At 43.4% G+C, this 14,868-nt stretch carries 19 protein-coding genes; all 19 read left to right on the top strand.

Going from position 1 to position 14,868, the window contains the following annotated elements:
• The first annotated feature begins 13 nt into the window (after positions 1 to 13).
• The 19 genes from metK (at position 14) to CM240_RS06815 (ending at position 14,825) form a co-directional block, all read left to right on the top strand.
• Positions 14 to 1,180: a methionine adenosyltransferase gene (metK, locus tag CM240_RS06905; protein WP_156930522.1), complete on the top strand. Its 1,167-nt coding sequence runs from the start codon at positions 14 to 16 to the stop codon at positions 1,178 to 1,180.
• Entirely contained in the window at positions 1,170 to 2,411 is a 1,242-nt protein-coding gene (locus CM240_RS06900; RefSeq protein WP_044037697.1) for a site-specific DNA-methyltransferase, read from the top strand. The genes metK and CM240_RS06900 overlap by 11 nt, the downstream gene beginning before the upstream one ends.
• The gene (locus CM240_RS06895; protein WP_044037695.1) at positions 2,404 to 4,566 is read left to right on the top strand and encodes a DNA cytosine methyltransferase; all 2,163 of its coding nucleotides are present in this window, start codon (positions 2,404 to 2,406) and stop codon (positions 4,564 to 4,566) included. Before CM240_RS06900 ends, CM240_RS06895 begins: the two co-directional genes overlap by 8 nt.
• A 96-nt stretch (positions 4,567 to 4,662) precedes the next feature.
• Positions 4,663 to 5,355 (top strand): hypothetical protein, encoded by a 693-nt coding sequence (locus CM240_RS06890; protein ID WP_044037693.1) that lies wholly within the window; start codon positions 4,663 to 4,665, stop codon positions 5,353 to 5,355.
• The gene (locus tag CM240_RS06885; RefSeq protein ID WP_044037691.1) at positions 5,352 to 5,579 is read left to right on the top strand and encodes a DUF4314 domain-containing protein; all 228 of its coding nucleotides are present in this window, start codon (positions 5,352 to 5,354) and stop codon (positions 5,577 to 5,579) included. The genes CM240_RS06890 and CM240_RS06885 overlap by 4 nt, the downstream gene beginning before the upstream one ends.
• A gap of 134 nt (positions 5,580 to 5,713) precedes the next feature.
• Positions 5,714 to 6,613, top strand: a complete 900-nt coding sequence (locus tag CM240_RS06880; RefSeq protein ID WP_044037689.1) for an amidoligase family protein — start codon at positions 5,714 to 5,716, stop codon at positions 6,611 to 6,613.
• A gap of 38 nt (positions 6,614 to 6,651) precedes the next feature.
• Entirely contained in the window at positions 6,652 to 7,110 is a 459-nt protein-coding gene (locus CM240_RS06875; RefSeq protein WP_044037687.1) for a gamma-glutamylcyclotransferase family protein, read from the top strand.
• Complete coding sequence (locus tag CM240_RS06870) at positions 7,103 to 7,291, top strand: DUF5049 domain-containing protein (RefSeq protein ID WP_044037686.1); 189 nt, start codon at positions 7,103 to 7,105, stop codon at positions 7,289 to 7,291. Before CM240_RS06875 ends, CM240_RS06870 begins: the two co-directional genes overlap by 8 nt.
• A gap of 88 nt (positions 7,292 to 7,379) precedes the next feature.
• Positions 7,380 to 8,984 (top strand): terminase large subunit, encoded by a 1,605-nt coding sequence (locus tag CM240_RS06865; RefSeq protein ID WP_044037684.1) that lies wholly within the window; start codon positions 7,380 to 7,382, stop codon positions 8,982 to 8,984.
• 43 nt (positions 8,985 to 9,027) lie between these two features.
• Positions 9,028 to 10,272, top strand: coding sequence for a phage portal protein (locus CM240_RS06860; RefSeq protein ID WP_044037682.1), 1,245 nt, complete (start codon positions 9,028 to 9,030; stop codon positions 10,270 to 10,272).
• Positions 10,273 to 10,962: a head maturation protease, ClpP-related gene (locus tag CM240_RS06855; protein ID WP_044037680.1), complete on the top strand. Its 690-nt coding sequence runs from the start codon at positions 10,273 to 10,275 to the stop codon at positions 10,960 to 10,962. It begins immediately after the preceding gene.
• 19 nt (positions 10,963 to 10,981) lie between these two features.
• Entirely contained in the window at positions 10,982 to 12,175 is a 1,194-nt protein-coding gene (locus tag CM240_RS06850) for a phage major capsid protein (protein WP_044037678.1), read from the top strand.
• Positions 12,176 to 12,187: 12 nt separating this feature from the next.
• A complete protein-coding gene (locus tag CM240_RS06845; RefSeq protein WP_044037676.1) occupies positions 12,188 to 12,406 on the top strand; it encodes a head fiber protein in 219 nt (72 codons plus the stop codon).
• An 18-nt stretch (positions 12,407 to 12,424) separates the two neighbouring features.
• Positions 12,425 to 12,733, top strand: a complete 309-nt coding sequence (locus CM240_RS06840) for a head-tail connector protein (RefSeq protein ID WP_044037674.1) — start codon at positions 12,425 to 12,427, stop codon at positions 12,731 to 12,733.
• A 3-nt stretch (positions 12,734 to 12,736) separates the two neighbouring features.
• Positions 12,737 to 13,072: a head-tail adaptor protein gene (locus tag CM240_RS06835; protein WP_044037671.1), complete on the top strand. Its 336-nt coding sequence runs from the start codon at positions 12,737 to 12,739 to the stop codon at positions 13,070 to 13,072.
• Positions 13,065 to 13,496 (top strand): HK97-gp10 family putative phage morphogenesis protein, encoded by a 432-nt coding sequence (locus CM240_RS06830; protein WP_044037668.1) that lies wholly within the window; start codon positions 13,065 to 13,067, stop codon positions 13,494 to 13,496. The genes CM240_RS06835 and CM240_RS06830 overlap by 8 nt, the downstream gene beginning before the upstream one ends.
• The gene (locus tag CM240_RS06825) at positions 13,493 to 13,837 is read left to right on the top strand and encodes a hypothetical protein (protein ID WP_044037666.1); all 345 of its coding nucleotides are present in this window, start codon (positions 13,493 to 13,495) and stop codon (positions 13,835 to 13,837) included. The genes CM240_RS06830 and CM240_RS06825 overlap by 4 nt, the downstream gene beginning before the upstream one ends.
• A gap of 2 nt (positions 13,838 to 13,839) precedes the next feature.
• Complete coding sequence (locus tag CM240_RS06820) at positions 13,840 to 14,439, top strand: major tail protein (RefSeq protein ID WP_044037664.1); 600 nt, start codon at positions 13,840 to 13,842, stop codon at positions 14,437 to 14,439.
• 2 nt (positions 14,440 to 14,441) lie between these two features.
• Positions 14,442 to 14,825 carry a hypothetical protein gene (locus CM240_RS06815; protein ID WP_044037662.1) on the top strand — a complete coding sequence of 128 codons (384 nt, stop codon included), beginning with the start codon at positions 14,442 to 14,444 and terminating at the stop codon, positions 14,823 to 14,825.
• Positions 14,826 to 14,868: the final 43 nt, after the last annotated feature.

Here is a 14,868-nt window from a genome sequence, read left to right as displayed (position 1 = left end):
GAGATATGATGTAATGAGTAAGAGATATTTAACAGCAGAAAGTGTATGTGCTGGACATCCTGATAAACTATGCGACATTATTGCAGATAGCATTTTGGAAGCATGCCTACGTAAAGATAAGGCATCACGTGTCGCTTGTGAGGTAATGGCAACCAAGGGAAAAATTATCGTGGCGGGCGAGATCTCCTGCAGCGAGAAAGTGAATATTAGAGACATTGTAAAAACTGTACTAAAGGATGTGGGATACAATCCTCTAAAATTTTTGATTTATGTATATGTACATAATCAAAGTGTAGATATTGCGGCTGGTGTGAACACCGCACTGGAAGCACGAAATGGGATAAACGAACAGTACGGTTCCATCGGTGCTGGAGACCAGGGAACTATGTATGGCTATGCTACAAGGGAAACAAGAGAAATGCTTCCCCTGCCCCTTGTACTTTCCCACAGAATCGTAAAGAGACTGGATGATTGTCGCAAAGGAAAACTGATAAAAGGGATTCTTCCTGATGGTAAAGCACAGGTAACTGTGGAGTATGAAGATGACACTCCAGTAAGAATAAAGACGATTGTGATTTCGGTACAGCATGATAAGAATAAAACACAGGACGAACTTAAGGCGGATATCCTTAACAATGTCTTATGGCAGTGCTTTGAGGACTTCCCTTTTGATGATGAAACCGAGCTTCTTATCAATCCGTCGGGGCAGTTTGTTCTTGGTGGTCCCGCTGCCGATACGGGTTTGACTGGAAGAAAAATCATGGTCGATACCTATGGAGGGCTTGCATCCCATGGGGGTGGTGCTCTTTGTGGCAAAGACCCAACCAAAGTTGACCGAAGCGGTGCTTACATGACTCGGTATATTGCCAAACATATCGTTTGGTGCGGTTATGCCAAGAAATGTGAAGTGAGTATTTCCTATGCCATTGGTAAGGCAAATCCTGTAGCCTTTACTGTAAATACCCTTGGCACTGGAACTGTTTCTGATGAAATACTAACTATTGCTGCTCAGGAGACTTTCAACTTAAGACCTGCGGCCATCATTGAAAAGCTGCGTCTAAGAAATGTGATTTATTCTGATACAGCGGTTTATGGTCACTTTAATAGTTGTCTGTTCCCATGGGAGGATGTAAATAAGTACAGTGAATTTAGAAAGGCGGTGGAAAAGTATGTTGATTGAAAAGATTAAAACAAAACAACTCATCCCCGCTGACTATAACCCAAGGAAGGATTTAAAACCGGGTGATCCAGAGTACGAGAAACTTAAACGTTCCCTTGAGGAGTTTGGGTATGTAGAACCCGTTATATGGAATAAAACCACAGGAAGAGTTATCGGAGGTCACCAACGCTTGAAAGTCCTGCTGAGTATGGGCATGGATGAAATAGAATGTGTAGTAGTTGAAATGGATGAGCAAAAAGAAAAGGCTCTGAACATTGCACTAAATAAAATAAGTGGTGATTGGGATAAAGATAAATTGGCGCTACTTATCACAGACCTAAATGCTTCTGACTTTGATGTATCTCTAACAGGTTTTGACCCAGGAGAATTGGATGATCTTTTTAAGGATTCCCTTAAGGATAATATAAAAGAAGATGATTTCGATGTAGATAGCGAGCTGAAAAAGCCCGCTATTTCGCATTTAGGGGATGTTTGGATACTTGGACAGCATCGACTTGTCTGTGGAGATAGTACAAGGAAAGACACCTTTGATGTCTTGATGGATGGAAAAGCTGCCAATCTGGTAGTTACGGACCCTCCATATAACGTCAACTATGAAGGTTCTGCTGGAAAAATAAAAAATGACAATATGGGTAATGAAGCGTTCTATGATTTCCTGCTTGCAGCATTCCAAAATACTGAAGCAGCGATGGCAAAGGACGCTTCTATTTATGTATTTCATGCCGATACGGAAGGACTCAATTTTAGAAGAGCATTCTCCGATGCAGGGTTTTATCTTTCCGGCACTTGTATTTGGAAGAAGCAATCCCTTGTTCTCGGTCGTTCCCCTTATCAGTGGCAACATGAACCGGTACTCTTTGGATGGAAAAAGAAAGGCAAGCATCTCTGGTATTCAGACCGCAAGCAGACCACCATCTGGGAGTTTGAGAAACCAAAGAAAAATGGCGACCATCCAACCATGAAACCAGTGGCACTTGTGGCATACCCCATTATGAATTCGAGTCTTAGTAACTGCATCGTGCTTGATCCCTTTGGTGGTTCAGGAAGTACATTGATTGCTTGTGAGCAGACCGATAGAATTTGCTACACCATTGAACTGGATGAAAAGTACTGTGATGTCATTGTGAAAAGGTATATTGAGCAAGTCGGAAACTCGGATGGTGTGTTTCTTTTAAGAGATGGTTCGAAATTTAGATATGGTGACCTGCCGGAGGTGAATGCAGATGAGTAAATTGACACTCGGTTCCCTTTTTGATGGTAGTGGTGGTTTTCCTCTAGGTGCTCTGCTTTGTGGAATTGAGCCGTTATGGGCTTCTGAAATTGAACCATTTCCTATAAGGGTCACGACTAAACGCATCCCACAGATGAAGCATTATGGGGATATCAATAAACTAAATGGTGCGGAGCTTCCGCCTGTAGATATCATAACATTTGGTTCGCCTTGCACCGATATGAGTGTGGCAGGTAAAAGAGCTGGTCTAGACGGAGAGCAATCCGTCCTTTTTTATGAAGCAATACGAATTATTAAAGAAATGAGGTGTAAGACCAATGGACAATATCCAAGGTACGCAGTCTGGGAAAATGTCCCTGGCGCATTCTCGTCAAATAAAGGAGAAGACTTCAAGGCAGTCCTCGAAACGGTCATCAGCGTCAAAGAGCCGAACACCTCGGTGCCTTTACCTGAAAAAGGACGATGGCCATACGCAGACATCTACATGGGAGACGGATGGAGTGTGGCATACCGAACTATTGATGCGCAATATTTCGGAGTCCCCCAGCGTCGTCGTAGAATCTACCTTGTCGCAGATTTTGCAGACAGATGTGCCGGAGAAATACTATTTGAGTCCGAAGGCTTGTCAAGGGATTTTACGCCGAGCGGCAGCCCGTGGAAAAGAACTGCCGGAAATGCTAAAAACAGCACTGGAAAAGCAGGCGATAGCATAACTTGCCTAAATGACCAAGGCGGGAAAGTGATGTCTGTTTCGGAGGATATTACCGCCACACTTCGGGCGGAGGAACATGGACATCAGCCTTGCGTAATGCAGTCAAGTGGATTTTGTACCGAACACAGCGCCAAGAGCCGAAGTGTAGGTTATGAGGAAGAACGCTCTCCTACCCTTCGTGCAGGGGTTGTTCCAGGTACAGTCATGTCCTTTGAACCTGGTGCTGTTTCACGCATTGGTGGCCATACAGATAAAAACTTAAGTGGATCACTTCGTGCAAACATGGGAGATAACCAAACGGCTGTTGTCATTGAAAATCATCCAACTGATAGTCGTGTAAAACTGTCAGAGGATAATAAAGTACAGACGCTGACCTCTCGGATGGGGACTGGCGGTGGGAATGTACCCCTTATTATGAACACACCTAAAACATTAAAAATCCGCTCTGGCTGTGAAGGCGGCGGTAAGGGTGCATTGATACAGGATAATAAGTCTGCCACTCTTGGATGCAATAATGACCAGACCGTTTTTGTACCTACCGCATATGGCATCTGTTCTAATAAAAGTAATTCTATGCAGTCAAGCAATCCACATAGCGGTATATATGAAGCGGATACTTCTCGAACCATTGATGCCAATGGAGGAAATCCAGGATGTAATCAAGGTGGTATTGCAGTTGTTGCTTTGCAAGGCTCGATGATTGGAAGAGAGGATAAAAACGGTCCCCAAGGAAGCGGTATAGATGAAGATGTTTCTTTTACGTTGAATACCACGGATCGTCATGCTATTGCCTATGTTATGACAACCGGAGCCTATGCACAGGTTGAAGAAGATAAAGCACCAACTTTATTGTCGAGAGATTACAAGGATGCCCCTGTAGTAACTCAACCTTCTTACGGTATTGATCGGGCAGCCTTTAATCAAGGAAAGAACGCGCTATATAAACCTTCAATAGATAAAGAACAGCAACCTACACTCACGGCAAAGGGGCCTGGAGCAGTGGCACAACCAGCATCCTTTTACCCTCAGATGAAAGCTGAAAGTCAATGCTATAGGCAGGATGGTACATCAAATGCGCTTATCAATGGCACTAATCCAGGTTATCAAAACGGATTGGTTGAACCAGACTATATCGTCAGAAGGCTTACACCAACCGAGTGTGCTAGATTGCAAGGCTTCCCCGATGATTGGTGTGATGATCTTGGTACGGAAAATCCTACAGAAGATGAAATTTTATTCTGGACGGAGGTTTGGGAAACCCACCGCAAAATCATAGGTAAAAGCAGTAGACCAAAAACAAGAAAGCAGATTATAAAATGGCTTAACAATCCTCATTCAGATTCAGCCGAATACAAAATGTGGGGCAATGGTGTAGCACTTCCATGCGTCTGTTTTGTGTTGACTGGCATTGTGTTATCTACACAAAATACCGCCGATGAATAAACAGTAACTTCTACAGAAAGATACTCTAAATGACTTGATATTAACAGCCTTTAGAGTGATATATGTACGTACCGAAAATAGAAAGGCGGTATGAAAATGAAGATTAACTATAATGTTACAGGACCCAAAAGAAAAGCACTGGTTAACGCAATCAGCCAAGAACTGAATGTTCCTATTAAATACCTCGGGGCACCTACATTTGCCTATGAGGTGGCGGACTACAATATTGACAAAAACGGAGTACTCAGTGGGCCAGATAACTCTGAACTGGTTGGTAATCTATTGGGACTTCACGACTTAAAGCCAATTTCAGAAGAATTTGGTACACCATCTCAGAAAAAAGAAGCGAATGAAACTGAAGAATCTATCAATCTGATAATTCAAATGCCACGGGCAGATTTTACCGACACAGCCCTTGAGAACTTAAAAGGATTGGTAGAGAGTAAAGCAGCTCTTATAAAGACAGCACTTGATACGGACTCCATTCCAATCAATGTAACTGAAGAAATTGTCGCCTTCCCTTGGTTTCAAGGTGAGTGCTCAACAGAAGAAGTTAAGGCCTACACCCATTTTATAACAGCACTTTGCGAAATGGCGAAAAAACAGACACGCGTCAACTCCACCGAGAAATCAGTAGAGAATGAAAAGTACGCTTTTCGTTGCTTCCTTCTCAGGCTTGGCTTCATCGGCCCAGAATATAAAACGGAACGAAAGATTCTCCTCTCCAAGCTATCAGGTAGCTCTGCTTTCAAAAGCGGGGCGGCCAAGCAGGAGGTGAGTGAACAATGAATATCATTCACCCAGAAATGTTAAAGCAACTTAGAAGCTATTACACTCCAGGAACCCGTGTCATGCTACTTAGAATGAACGACCCATATACAAAACTTCAACCTGGAGCTAAAGGCACGGTTACTAGTGTTGATGACATCGGAACGATTCACGTCAGTTGGGATTCCGGTGGTTCCCTTGGAGTGACCTTTGGTGAGGATTTATGCAAGAAAATCGAAGAGTAACCATACACATTTCGAGCCAAATATGGCAGTAAATATGTAGATTTATATTGCGAAATTGTCTTGCTATAAAAGCCTTTTAGAGTGATATATGTACATGCCGAAAGGACACACACACTTTAGAAGGAGCGAGAAAAATGTTAAACGCAAAATTTGGAATCGAAATCGAGTTCACAGGAATCACAAGGGAAAGAGCAGCAAAGGTTGTTACTGAATTTCTACAAGGTACTTATGCTGAAGGCGGGACCTATTACGATACGAAAAAGGTAACAGCACCAGACGGTAGGGTTTGGAAGTTTATGAGTGACGGGAGCATCCACTGCCAAAGAAAAGAAGGTGGAAGGAAGGTTGCCGCTGGCAGAGAATACAGCGTCGAGTTAGTCAGCCCCATTCTTACCTACCAAGAGGATATTGAAACATTACAAGAGCTGGTGAGAAAGCTCCGCAAAGCCGGAGCCTTTACAAATACATCTTGCGGCATTCATATTCATCTAGACGGTGCTAAGCATACACCAAGAAGTATTCGAAACTTTGTAAATATCATCGCAAGCAAAAACGACTTATTTTACAAAGCACTTCAAATTGCACCGCAGAGAATGAACTACTGCAAAAAGATGGACAGCATTTTGGTTGAGAAAATGAACCGCAAGAAGCCTAAAACTTTGAGAGAAATTGAGGACATTTGGTACGAAGGTTACAGTGAGAGTAGAAGCGCCCACTATCACAATAGCCGCTACCATTTCCTCAACCTTCACAGCTTTTTTACTGGAAACCATACAGTTGAACTTCGAGGGTTTAACAGCGAGCTTCATGCTGGGAGGATAAGAAGCTACATTGTTCTAGCACTCGCCATTAACCACCAAGCCTTAACGCAAAAGTGTGCATCGACAAAGAAACCTCAAATTGAGAATGAGAAATTCGCCATGAGAACCTACCTAAACCGAATTGGTTTTATTGGCGACGAATTTGCAAACTGCAGAGAACATTTAACCGCAGCACTTTCGGGTTCAGCTGCATGGCGGTTTCGGGCGGCCTGAGCTGCCCTTAAACCCAAAAGCTAAGAAGGAGGATGACAATGAATAGTAAATTATATCTTGCCTATGGCTCCAACCTCAACCTGGAGCAGATGTCCAACAGATGCCCCACAGCGAAGGTGGTAGAAACAAGCCAAATCGATAATCACCGCTTGTTATTTAGAGGGGCACACGCGGGCGCTGTGGCAACCATTGAGCCTTTTAAGGGAGACAGTGTACCCGTGTTGGTGTGGGAAATCACACCGGCTGATGAGGCAGCACTTGACCGCTACGAAGGATGGCCTTTCCTTTATCGCAAGGAAACCGTAAAAGTGAAATTGAACGGCAAAACCGTCAAGGCGATGGTCTACATTATGAATGACGGAAGACCGCTTGGACAACCGAGCTGTTATTATTACAGTACCATTTTAGAAGGTTATAAGAGTGCGGGCTTCGATGTGGATATCCTGCGCAAAGCGACAACCGATTCAGCTGAATCGGAGGAGGCAATCAATGAATGAGATAATTAAGGAACAAATCCTTTCCATCCGTAAAAGTGGAGTCACAAATATGTTTGATGTGAACCGAGTCCAGTATGAAGCAAATGAACGAGGGTTTTATGAATTGGTAGTCTATTTAATAGACCATAAAGCGGAATATGCTCATTTCATAATGACAGGGGAAGTGGATGGAAATAAGTAAATAAAATTAAACAGGATAAGGAGAAGGGCTTCATCTATAGGATTGAGGCTCTTTTCTTTTGTCCTTTTTCATAAAAGGGGCGGTGTTTATGCGGAAACTGAAGAAATATAAGCCGACCGCCTTTATAGCTGATGGGTCATATTACGATAAGGATGCTGCTGATTACGCTGTGGCTTTTATCGAAGCACTCTCCCATACGAAAGGTTTATGGGCAGGTAAGCCTTTTGAACTTATCGATTGGCAGGAGCAAATCATCCGTGATTTATTCGGGATTTTAAAGACAGATGGATATCGGCAGTTTAACACTGCTTATGTAGAAATACCTAAAAAGATGGGAAAAAGCGAGCTTGCCGCAGCAATTGCACTTCTTCTCACTTGCGGTGATGGTGAAGAACGGGCGGAGGTATACGGTTGTGCCGCCGACCGCCAGCAGGCATCAATTGTATTTGAAGTAGCAGCCGATATGGTGCGCATGTGTCCAGCACTAAATAAACGTGTAAAGTTGCTGGCTTCAACTAAGCGATTGGTGTACCTGCCGACCAACAGCTTCTATCAGGTATTGTCGGCTGAAGCCTACTCTAAACACGGCTTCAATATACATGGTGTTGTTTTTGATGAACTTCATACTCAGCCAAACCGGAAGTTATTTGACGTTATGACGAAAGGATCTGGGGATGCTAGAACTCAACCACTCTATTTTCTTATCACCACTGCTGGGACGGATACCCAAAGTATATGCTACGAAACACACCAGAAAGCGGTTGATATTATTGAGGGCAGAAAATACGATCCCACGTTTTACCCTGTAATCTACGGAGCTAAAGAAGAGGATGATTGGACAGACCCAAAAGTGTGGAAAAAAGCAAATCCAAGCTTGGGAATTACAGTTGGAATTGACAAGGTAAGAGCTGCTTGTGAAAGTGCAAAGCAGAACCCAGCTGAGGAGAACAGCTTCCGGCAATTGCGCTTAAATCAGTGGGTTAAACAATCTGTCCGATGGATGCCAATGGCAAAGTGGGATGCCTGTGCATTTCCAGTTATACCAGAAAGTCTCGAAGGACGGGTCTGTTATGGAGGTCTTGACTTATCTTCTACAACAGATATTACAGCCTTTGTATTAGTTTTCCCACCGGAGGATGAAACAGATAAATACATTGTTCTTCCGTATTTTTGGATGCCAGAGGACAACATTGACATCCGAGTCCGAAGAGACCATGTACAATACGATCTTTGGGAGAAACAGGGATATATTCTAACCACAGAAGGCAATGTAGTGCATTACGGCTACATTGAGCGGTTTATTGAAGAACTTGGCGAAAAGTATAACATTCGAGAAATTGCATTTGACCGTTGGGGAGCAGTTCAAATGGTTCAGAACCTTGAAGGAGCAGGCTTTACTGTCGTTCCATTCGGTCAAGGCTTTAAAGATATGTCACCGCCAACCAAAGAACTAATGAAATTGACATTAGAAGAAAGAATAGCGCACGGTGGGCATCCAGTGCTTCGTTGGATGATGGACAACATCTTTATAAAAACTGACCCAGCAGGTAACGTGAAACCGGATAAGGAAAAAAGTACAGAAAAGATAGATGGTGCGGTAGCGACCATCATGGCACTTGATCGTGCTATCCGTTGCGGCTCAGGTAATAGCGGAGATTCAGTGTATGACGAGAGAGGTTTGATTGTCTTTTAAACCTTAATGGTTAACACAAAGTTTATATTCGGAGGTGACGCCTATGAATCTAATAAGAGGACTGTTTCGGTCAAGGGACAAACCGCAAAACCGTGTGGGTAGTGCATTTTCCTTCCTGTTTGGTGGTACGTCATCTGGCAAAACAGTGAACGAGCGTACTGCAATGCAAGCAACAGCAGTGTATGCCTGCGTAAGGATACTAGCTGAAGCGATTGCAGGACTGCCACTTCATGTATATAGATATCGTTCAGATGGAGGTAAAGAAAAGATTCCTTTTCACCCGCTGTATTACCTTCTTCATGATGAACCAAATCCAGAGATGACTTCATTCGTGTTTCGAGAAACACTGATGAGTCATCTTTTGCTTTGGGGAAATGCCTTTGCACAGGTGGTCAGAAACGGTCGTGGGCAGGCAGTGGCGCTTTATCCCCTACTCCCCAACAAGATGCAAGTTAGTCGAGCAACAAATGGTGAGCTGGTCTATACCTATTACCGTGATACGGACGAAAGTGGCCTAAATCCAAAAGGCGGCTATGTCACACTCCGTAAAGATGAGGTTCTTCACATTCCTGGCTTAGGTTTTGATGGACTCATTGGTTATAGCCCTATCGCCATGGCGAAAAATGCAATCGGCATGTCACTTGCTACTGAAGAGTACGGTGCGGCATTCTTTGCCAATGGCGCAAATCCCGGAGGTGTGCTGGAACACCCAGGAGTAATCAAAGATATACAGAGGGTCAAGGATAGCTGGAATAGTGCCTACCAAGGCACAGGCAATGCTCACAAAATTGCTGTATTGGAAGAGGGCATGAAGTTTCAAGCCATTGGTATCCCACCGGAACAGGCACAATTTCTTGAAACACGGAAATTCCAAATTAATGAGATTGCGAGGATTTTCCGAGTGCCGCCCCATATGGTGGGTGATCTTGAAAAGTCTAGTTTCTCCAATATTGAGCAGCAATCGTTGGAATTTGTAAAATACACCCTCGATCCGTGGGTGGTTCGATGGGAGCAAAGTCTCCAGCAATCGCTTATTTTGCCTTCTGAGAAAACTTCACTATTTATTAAGTTCAATTTGGATGGACTGCTTCGTGGTGATTACCAAAGTCGTATGAATGGCTACGCTACAGGTCGACAAAATGGCTGGATGTCAGCCAACGATATCCGTGAACTGGAGGATATGAACCGCATACCAGCTGAGGAAGGTGGCGACTTATATCTAGTTAACGGAAATATGACAAAACTGGCTGACGCAGGTGCGTTTGCCAAAACCAAAGGAGGTCAGTAAATGAGGAAGTTCTGGAACTGGGTGCGTGATTCTGATGAAGAGCGTACCCTCTATTTAAATGGAGTGATATCTGAAGAAACGTGGTGGGGCGATGAAGTCACACCTAAGATTTTTAAAGATGAATTGCTGGCAGGCACCGGCAATATTACGGTGTGGATTAATTCCCCTGGTGGTGATGTGTTCGCAGCAGCTCAGATTTATAACATGCTCATGGAGTATACCGGAAAAGTCACTGTAAAGATTGATGGACTTGCGGCAAGTGCAGCTTCCGTTATTGCAATGGCGGGTGGAGATGTATATATGTCCCCGGTTTCCATGCTAATGATTCATAACCCATCAACGATTGCGATCGGTGACAGTGAGGAAATGCTTCGAGCAAAGGCCCTATTAGATGAGGTCAAGGAAAGTATTATTAATGCCTATGAGTTAAAAACGGGTCTTTCCCGAACAAAACTCTCCCATCTGATGGATGCAGAATCATGGATGAATGCAAATAAGGCTATTGAACTTGGTTTTGCAGATAAAATCATGTTTATGGAAAGTGAAACACTAGATTTGAAGGATAGTCTTATTTTTAGCAGGATGGCGGTTACTAACTCGCTTATCAACAAACTGCCAAAACAACCAAAACAGAAAACAGGTACACCCATTGAGTCGCTGGATAAGCGGCTTTCTTTAATTTTGAACTAATTTAAAGGAGGAAATAACGATGAGTAAAATTCTTGAATTGCGTGAGAAGCGCGCTAAAGCATGGGACGCAGCAAAGGCATTCCTTGATTCAAAACGTGGCGGTGATGGACTGTTATCCGCTGAGGACACGACAACCTATGAAAAAATGGAAGCCGATGTGGTGGCACTTGGTAAGGAAATCGAACGTTTGGAACGCCAAGCATCTATCGACTTAGAACTGTCAAAAGCAACCAGTAACCCAATTACGAACGAACCTACTAGAACTGGAGAGGAAAAGACTGGTCGTGCAAGTGCTGAATACAAAAAAGCTTTCTGGAATGCGATGCGTGATAATGTCAGCTATGAAGTAAGGAACGCTTTAAAGATTGGCACTGATTCCGAAGGCGGATTCCTCGTGCCAGATGAGTTTGAGCGTACGCTTGTAGAAGCCCTAGAGGAAGAAAATATCTTCCGTAGGTTGGCCAATGTAATCACGACATCTTCTGGTGACCGCAAGATTCCTGTTGTTGCAAGCAAAGGCACTGCAAGCTGGATCGATGAAGAAGGAGCCATTCCCGAAAGTGATGACAGCTTCGGTCAAGTATCCATCGGTGCTTATAAACTAGCAACGATGATTAAAGTCTCTGAGGAATTGCTAAATGATTCCGTATTTAATCTCGAAAGCTACATCACAAGAGAATTCGCCCGTCGCATTGGTAACAAGGAAGAGGAAGCCTTCTTTGTAGGTGATGGCACAGGTAAGCCAACAGGGATTTTAAATGCTACTGGCGGCGGTCAAGTGGGTGTTACTGCGGCAAGTGCCACTGCCATCACTTTGGATGAGGTTTTAGATTTATTCTACAGCTTAAAAGCACCGTATCGTAATAAGGCAGTATTCGTAATGAACGATGCCACTATAAAGGCTATTCGTAAATTGAAAGACGGTAATGGGCAATACCTATGGCAACCTTCCATCCAAGCGGGAACACCTGATACGATTCTTAACCGCCCGCTGTATACCTCATCATATGTACCTACTGCAAAAGCAGGTGCAAAGACTGTGGTATTCGGTGATTTTAGTTATTACTGGGTGGCAGATCGTCAAGGACGAGTATTCAAACGACTAAATGAACTCTATGCTGTTACGGGACAGGTGGGCTTTATTGCTACTCAGCGTGTTGATGGAAAGCTTATCTTACCGGAGGCTGTTAAGGTACTTCAACAGAAAGCGTAACGGAGGTGCATTATGAGTTATAATACGAAGAATTATACCGAACAAGGCGGAGAAAAAACTGTTATCGGTGGTGTTTTAGAAATTAAAGAGGGGGCCTTGATTACGGGGCTTCCTGTTCTTGAAAATCAGGCAGATAGTACCGCTGATAGTGTAGAAACTTTGGTGACAGACTTTAATAATCTGCTCACCAAACTAAAAGTCGCGGGGATTATGATTGCGGACGCTCCTTAATGGAAGGATGGTGGAGTGATGACAATACTTGAAAAGGTCAAAGAAAATCTAATTCTTAAGCATGACCTTGATGATGAACTTCTTAAAATGTACATCACCGCTGCTATCTCATATGCTGAAAGCTATCAACACCTGCCCCAGGAATTTTATTCTGAGAATACCATGCCCCCAACTACTGAACAGGCCGTTATCATGCTGTCGAGTCATTTCTACGAAAGCAGAGATGGCTCGACGGCTGGTTTCTTCGCCGATAGCGTACAGGCGGGGCAGCAGGTTTGGAACACGGTGAACCTACTACTTCGGTTAGATCGTGAATGGAAGGTGTAGCCTATGAGTTATGGGAAAATGAATACCTTTATCGATATAGTTGCCGTTGAAAACGATAAGGATAGCGAGGGATTTGGTACAATCAGTGACACTATTATTGCCTCGGTTCGTGCGTATAAGGAAGAACGACATGGTAATGAGAAATGGGCAAACAGGGCGGTATTTTCTGAAGCCACCGCTCTTTTTTGTTTTCGAAGGATCCCTAGTATCCATGTGACAGCAAAAATGGTCATTGTAGATAGTGATGGGCGGTATGAAATTACCGGTGTAGAAGATGTAAAAGGCCGAGGAATGTATATTGAGGTTTTAGCAAAAAAGGTGGTGGCATCGAATGGCTAAAGTGGATGTAAGAATGCCTGAGGAATTTCTTCTTAAGGTATCTAAATTGGCTGAGCAAACTGATGTGATTATCCCAAAGGTACTAGAAGTTGGTGGCGAAGTTGTGCTTGCTAAAGTCAAAGATAATCTACGCTCTGTTGTTGGAAAGGGAACAAAATACCCGTCCAAATCCACGGGAGAACTTGTATCCTCCCTTGGTGTTACTTCAGCAAAACAAGACCGTAAAGGTAATTATAATGTCAAGGTTGGGTTTTCAGAACCGAGAAGCGATGGTGGTAGTAATGCCAAAATTGCTAATATCATTGAATATGGTAAACATGGGCAGCCTGCAAGGCCATTTCTAAAACCCGCAAAATCTAAATCAAGAAAGCAGTGTGTGGAGGCAATGATTGCCAAACTGGAGGAGGAGATTAACAGTCTATGAGTATATTATTGGAACTAAATAGAATTGTGGATGGTCTAGGTATTCTTGTGGAAACTGGTGTGTTCAAGGACAAAGCCCCTGATGAGTATGTTGTTATCACACCTCTTTCTGATACCTTTGATATTCACGCAGACAATCGTCCACAGTTTGAGATACAGGAAGCACGGCTATCGTTATTTAGTAAAAACAACTATCAAATACGAAAGAATCAGCTTGTTCGTGCGTTCCTAGATGCAGACTTTACCGTGACGGATCGTCGTTATATTGGACATGAGGATGATACGGACTACCATCATTATGCCATTGATGTGGCAAAAGAATATGAATTACAGGAGGTTTGATTATGGCAACGATAGGACTTGACCGTCTCTATTATGCTCCCATTACAGAGGACGAAAACGGAGACGAAACCTATGGTACGCCCGTTATGCTGGCAAAGGCCATCTCCGCAGAGCTATCCATTGAGCTTGCGGAAGCTACCCTTTACGCTGATGACGGAGCGGCAGAGATTATAAAAGAATTCAAAAACGGAACACTATCTCTTGGTGTGGATGACATTGGACGTAAAGCTGCTGAGAGTCTCACAGGAGCAACTACGGATGATAATGGTGTACTTATTTCAGCTAGTGAGGATGGAGGAAGCCCTGTTGCTATCGGTTTTCGAGCGAAAAAGGCAAATGGACATTACCGCTACTTCTGGCTATACAGGGTAAAGTTTGGTGTTCCTTCAACCAACCTGGCTACAAAGGGAGATTCTATCACTTTTTCTACACCAACCATTGAGGGAACTGTATCGCGCAGAAATAAATTAGACGGAAATGGTAATCATCCGTGGAAAGCGGAGGTCAATGAAGATGATGAAGGAGTTTTACCAGCTACTATCAGTGGTTGGTATACGGAAGTCTATGAACCTGTTTTTGCTGTTTCTGGCGGAGGTGAATAAGGATGGATAACGAAAGAAGTGCAATGATTAATATTGGCGGACAGCAACATGAGCTTATCCTCACGACCAAAGCTACAAAAGAAATCGCCCGCCGCTATGGTGGTTTGGAAAATCTGGGAGAGAAATTGCTGAAATCCGAAAACTTTGAGATGGCTTTGGATGAGATAATATGGCTTATTACTCTCTTAGCAAACCAATCCATTCTCATTCACAATCTGAAAAATAAAGAAGCTCCAAAGGATGTGTTGACCGAGGATGAGGTGGAACTGCTCACCTCACCACTAGAACTTGCAACTTATAAAAGTGCCATTACAGAAGCTATGTTCAAAGGAACAAAGAGAAATATTGAAAGTGAAGACAACTCAAAAAACACCGAGGCCGAGTAAGCGATGATGAATTGTTTACTCGGCTTCTTTATTACGGAACAGT

This window comes from Clostridium bornimense (assembly GCF_000577895.1).
GTDB classification, from domain to species: Bacteria; Bacillota; Clostridia; order Clostridiales; family Clostridiaceae; genus Clostridium_AN; species Clostridium_AN bornimense.
Note: the sequence above shows the minus strand (reverse complement) of the source record. Positions and strands in the feature narration are given on the sequence as shown.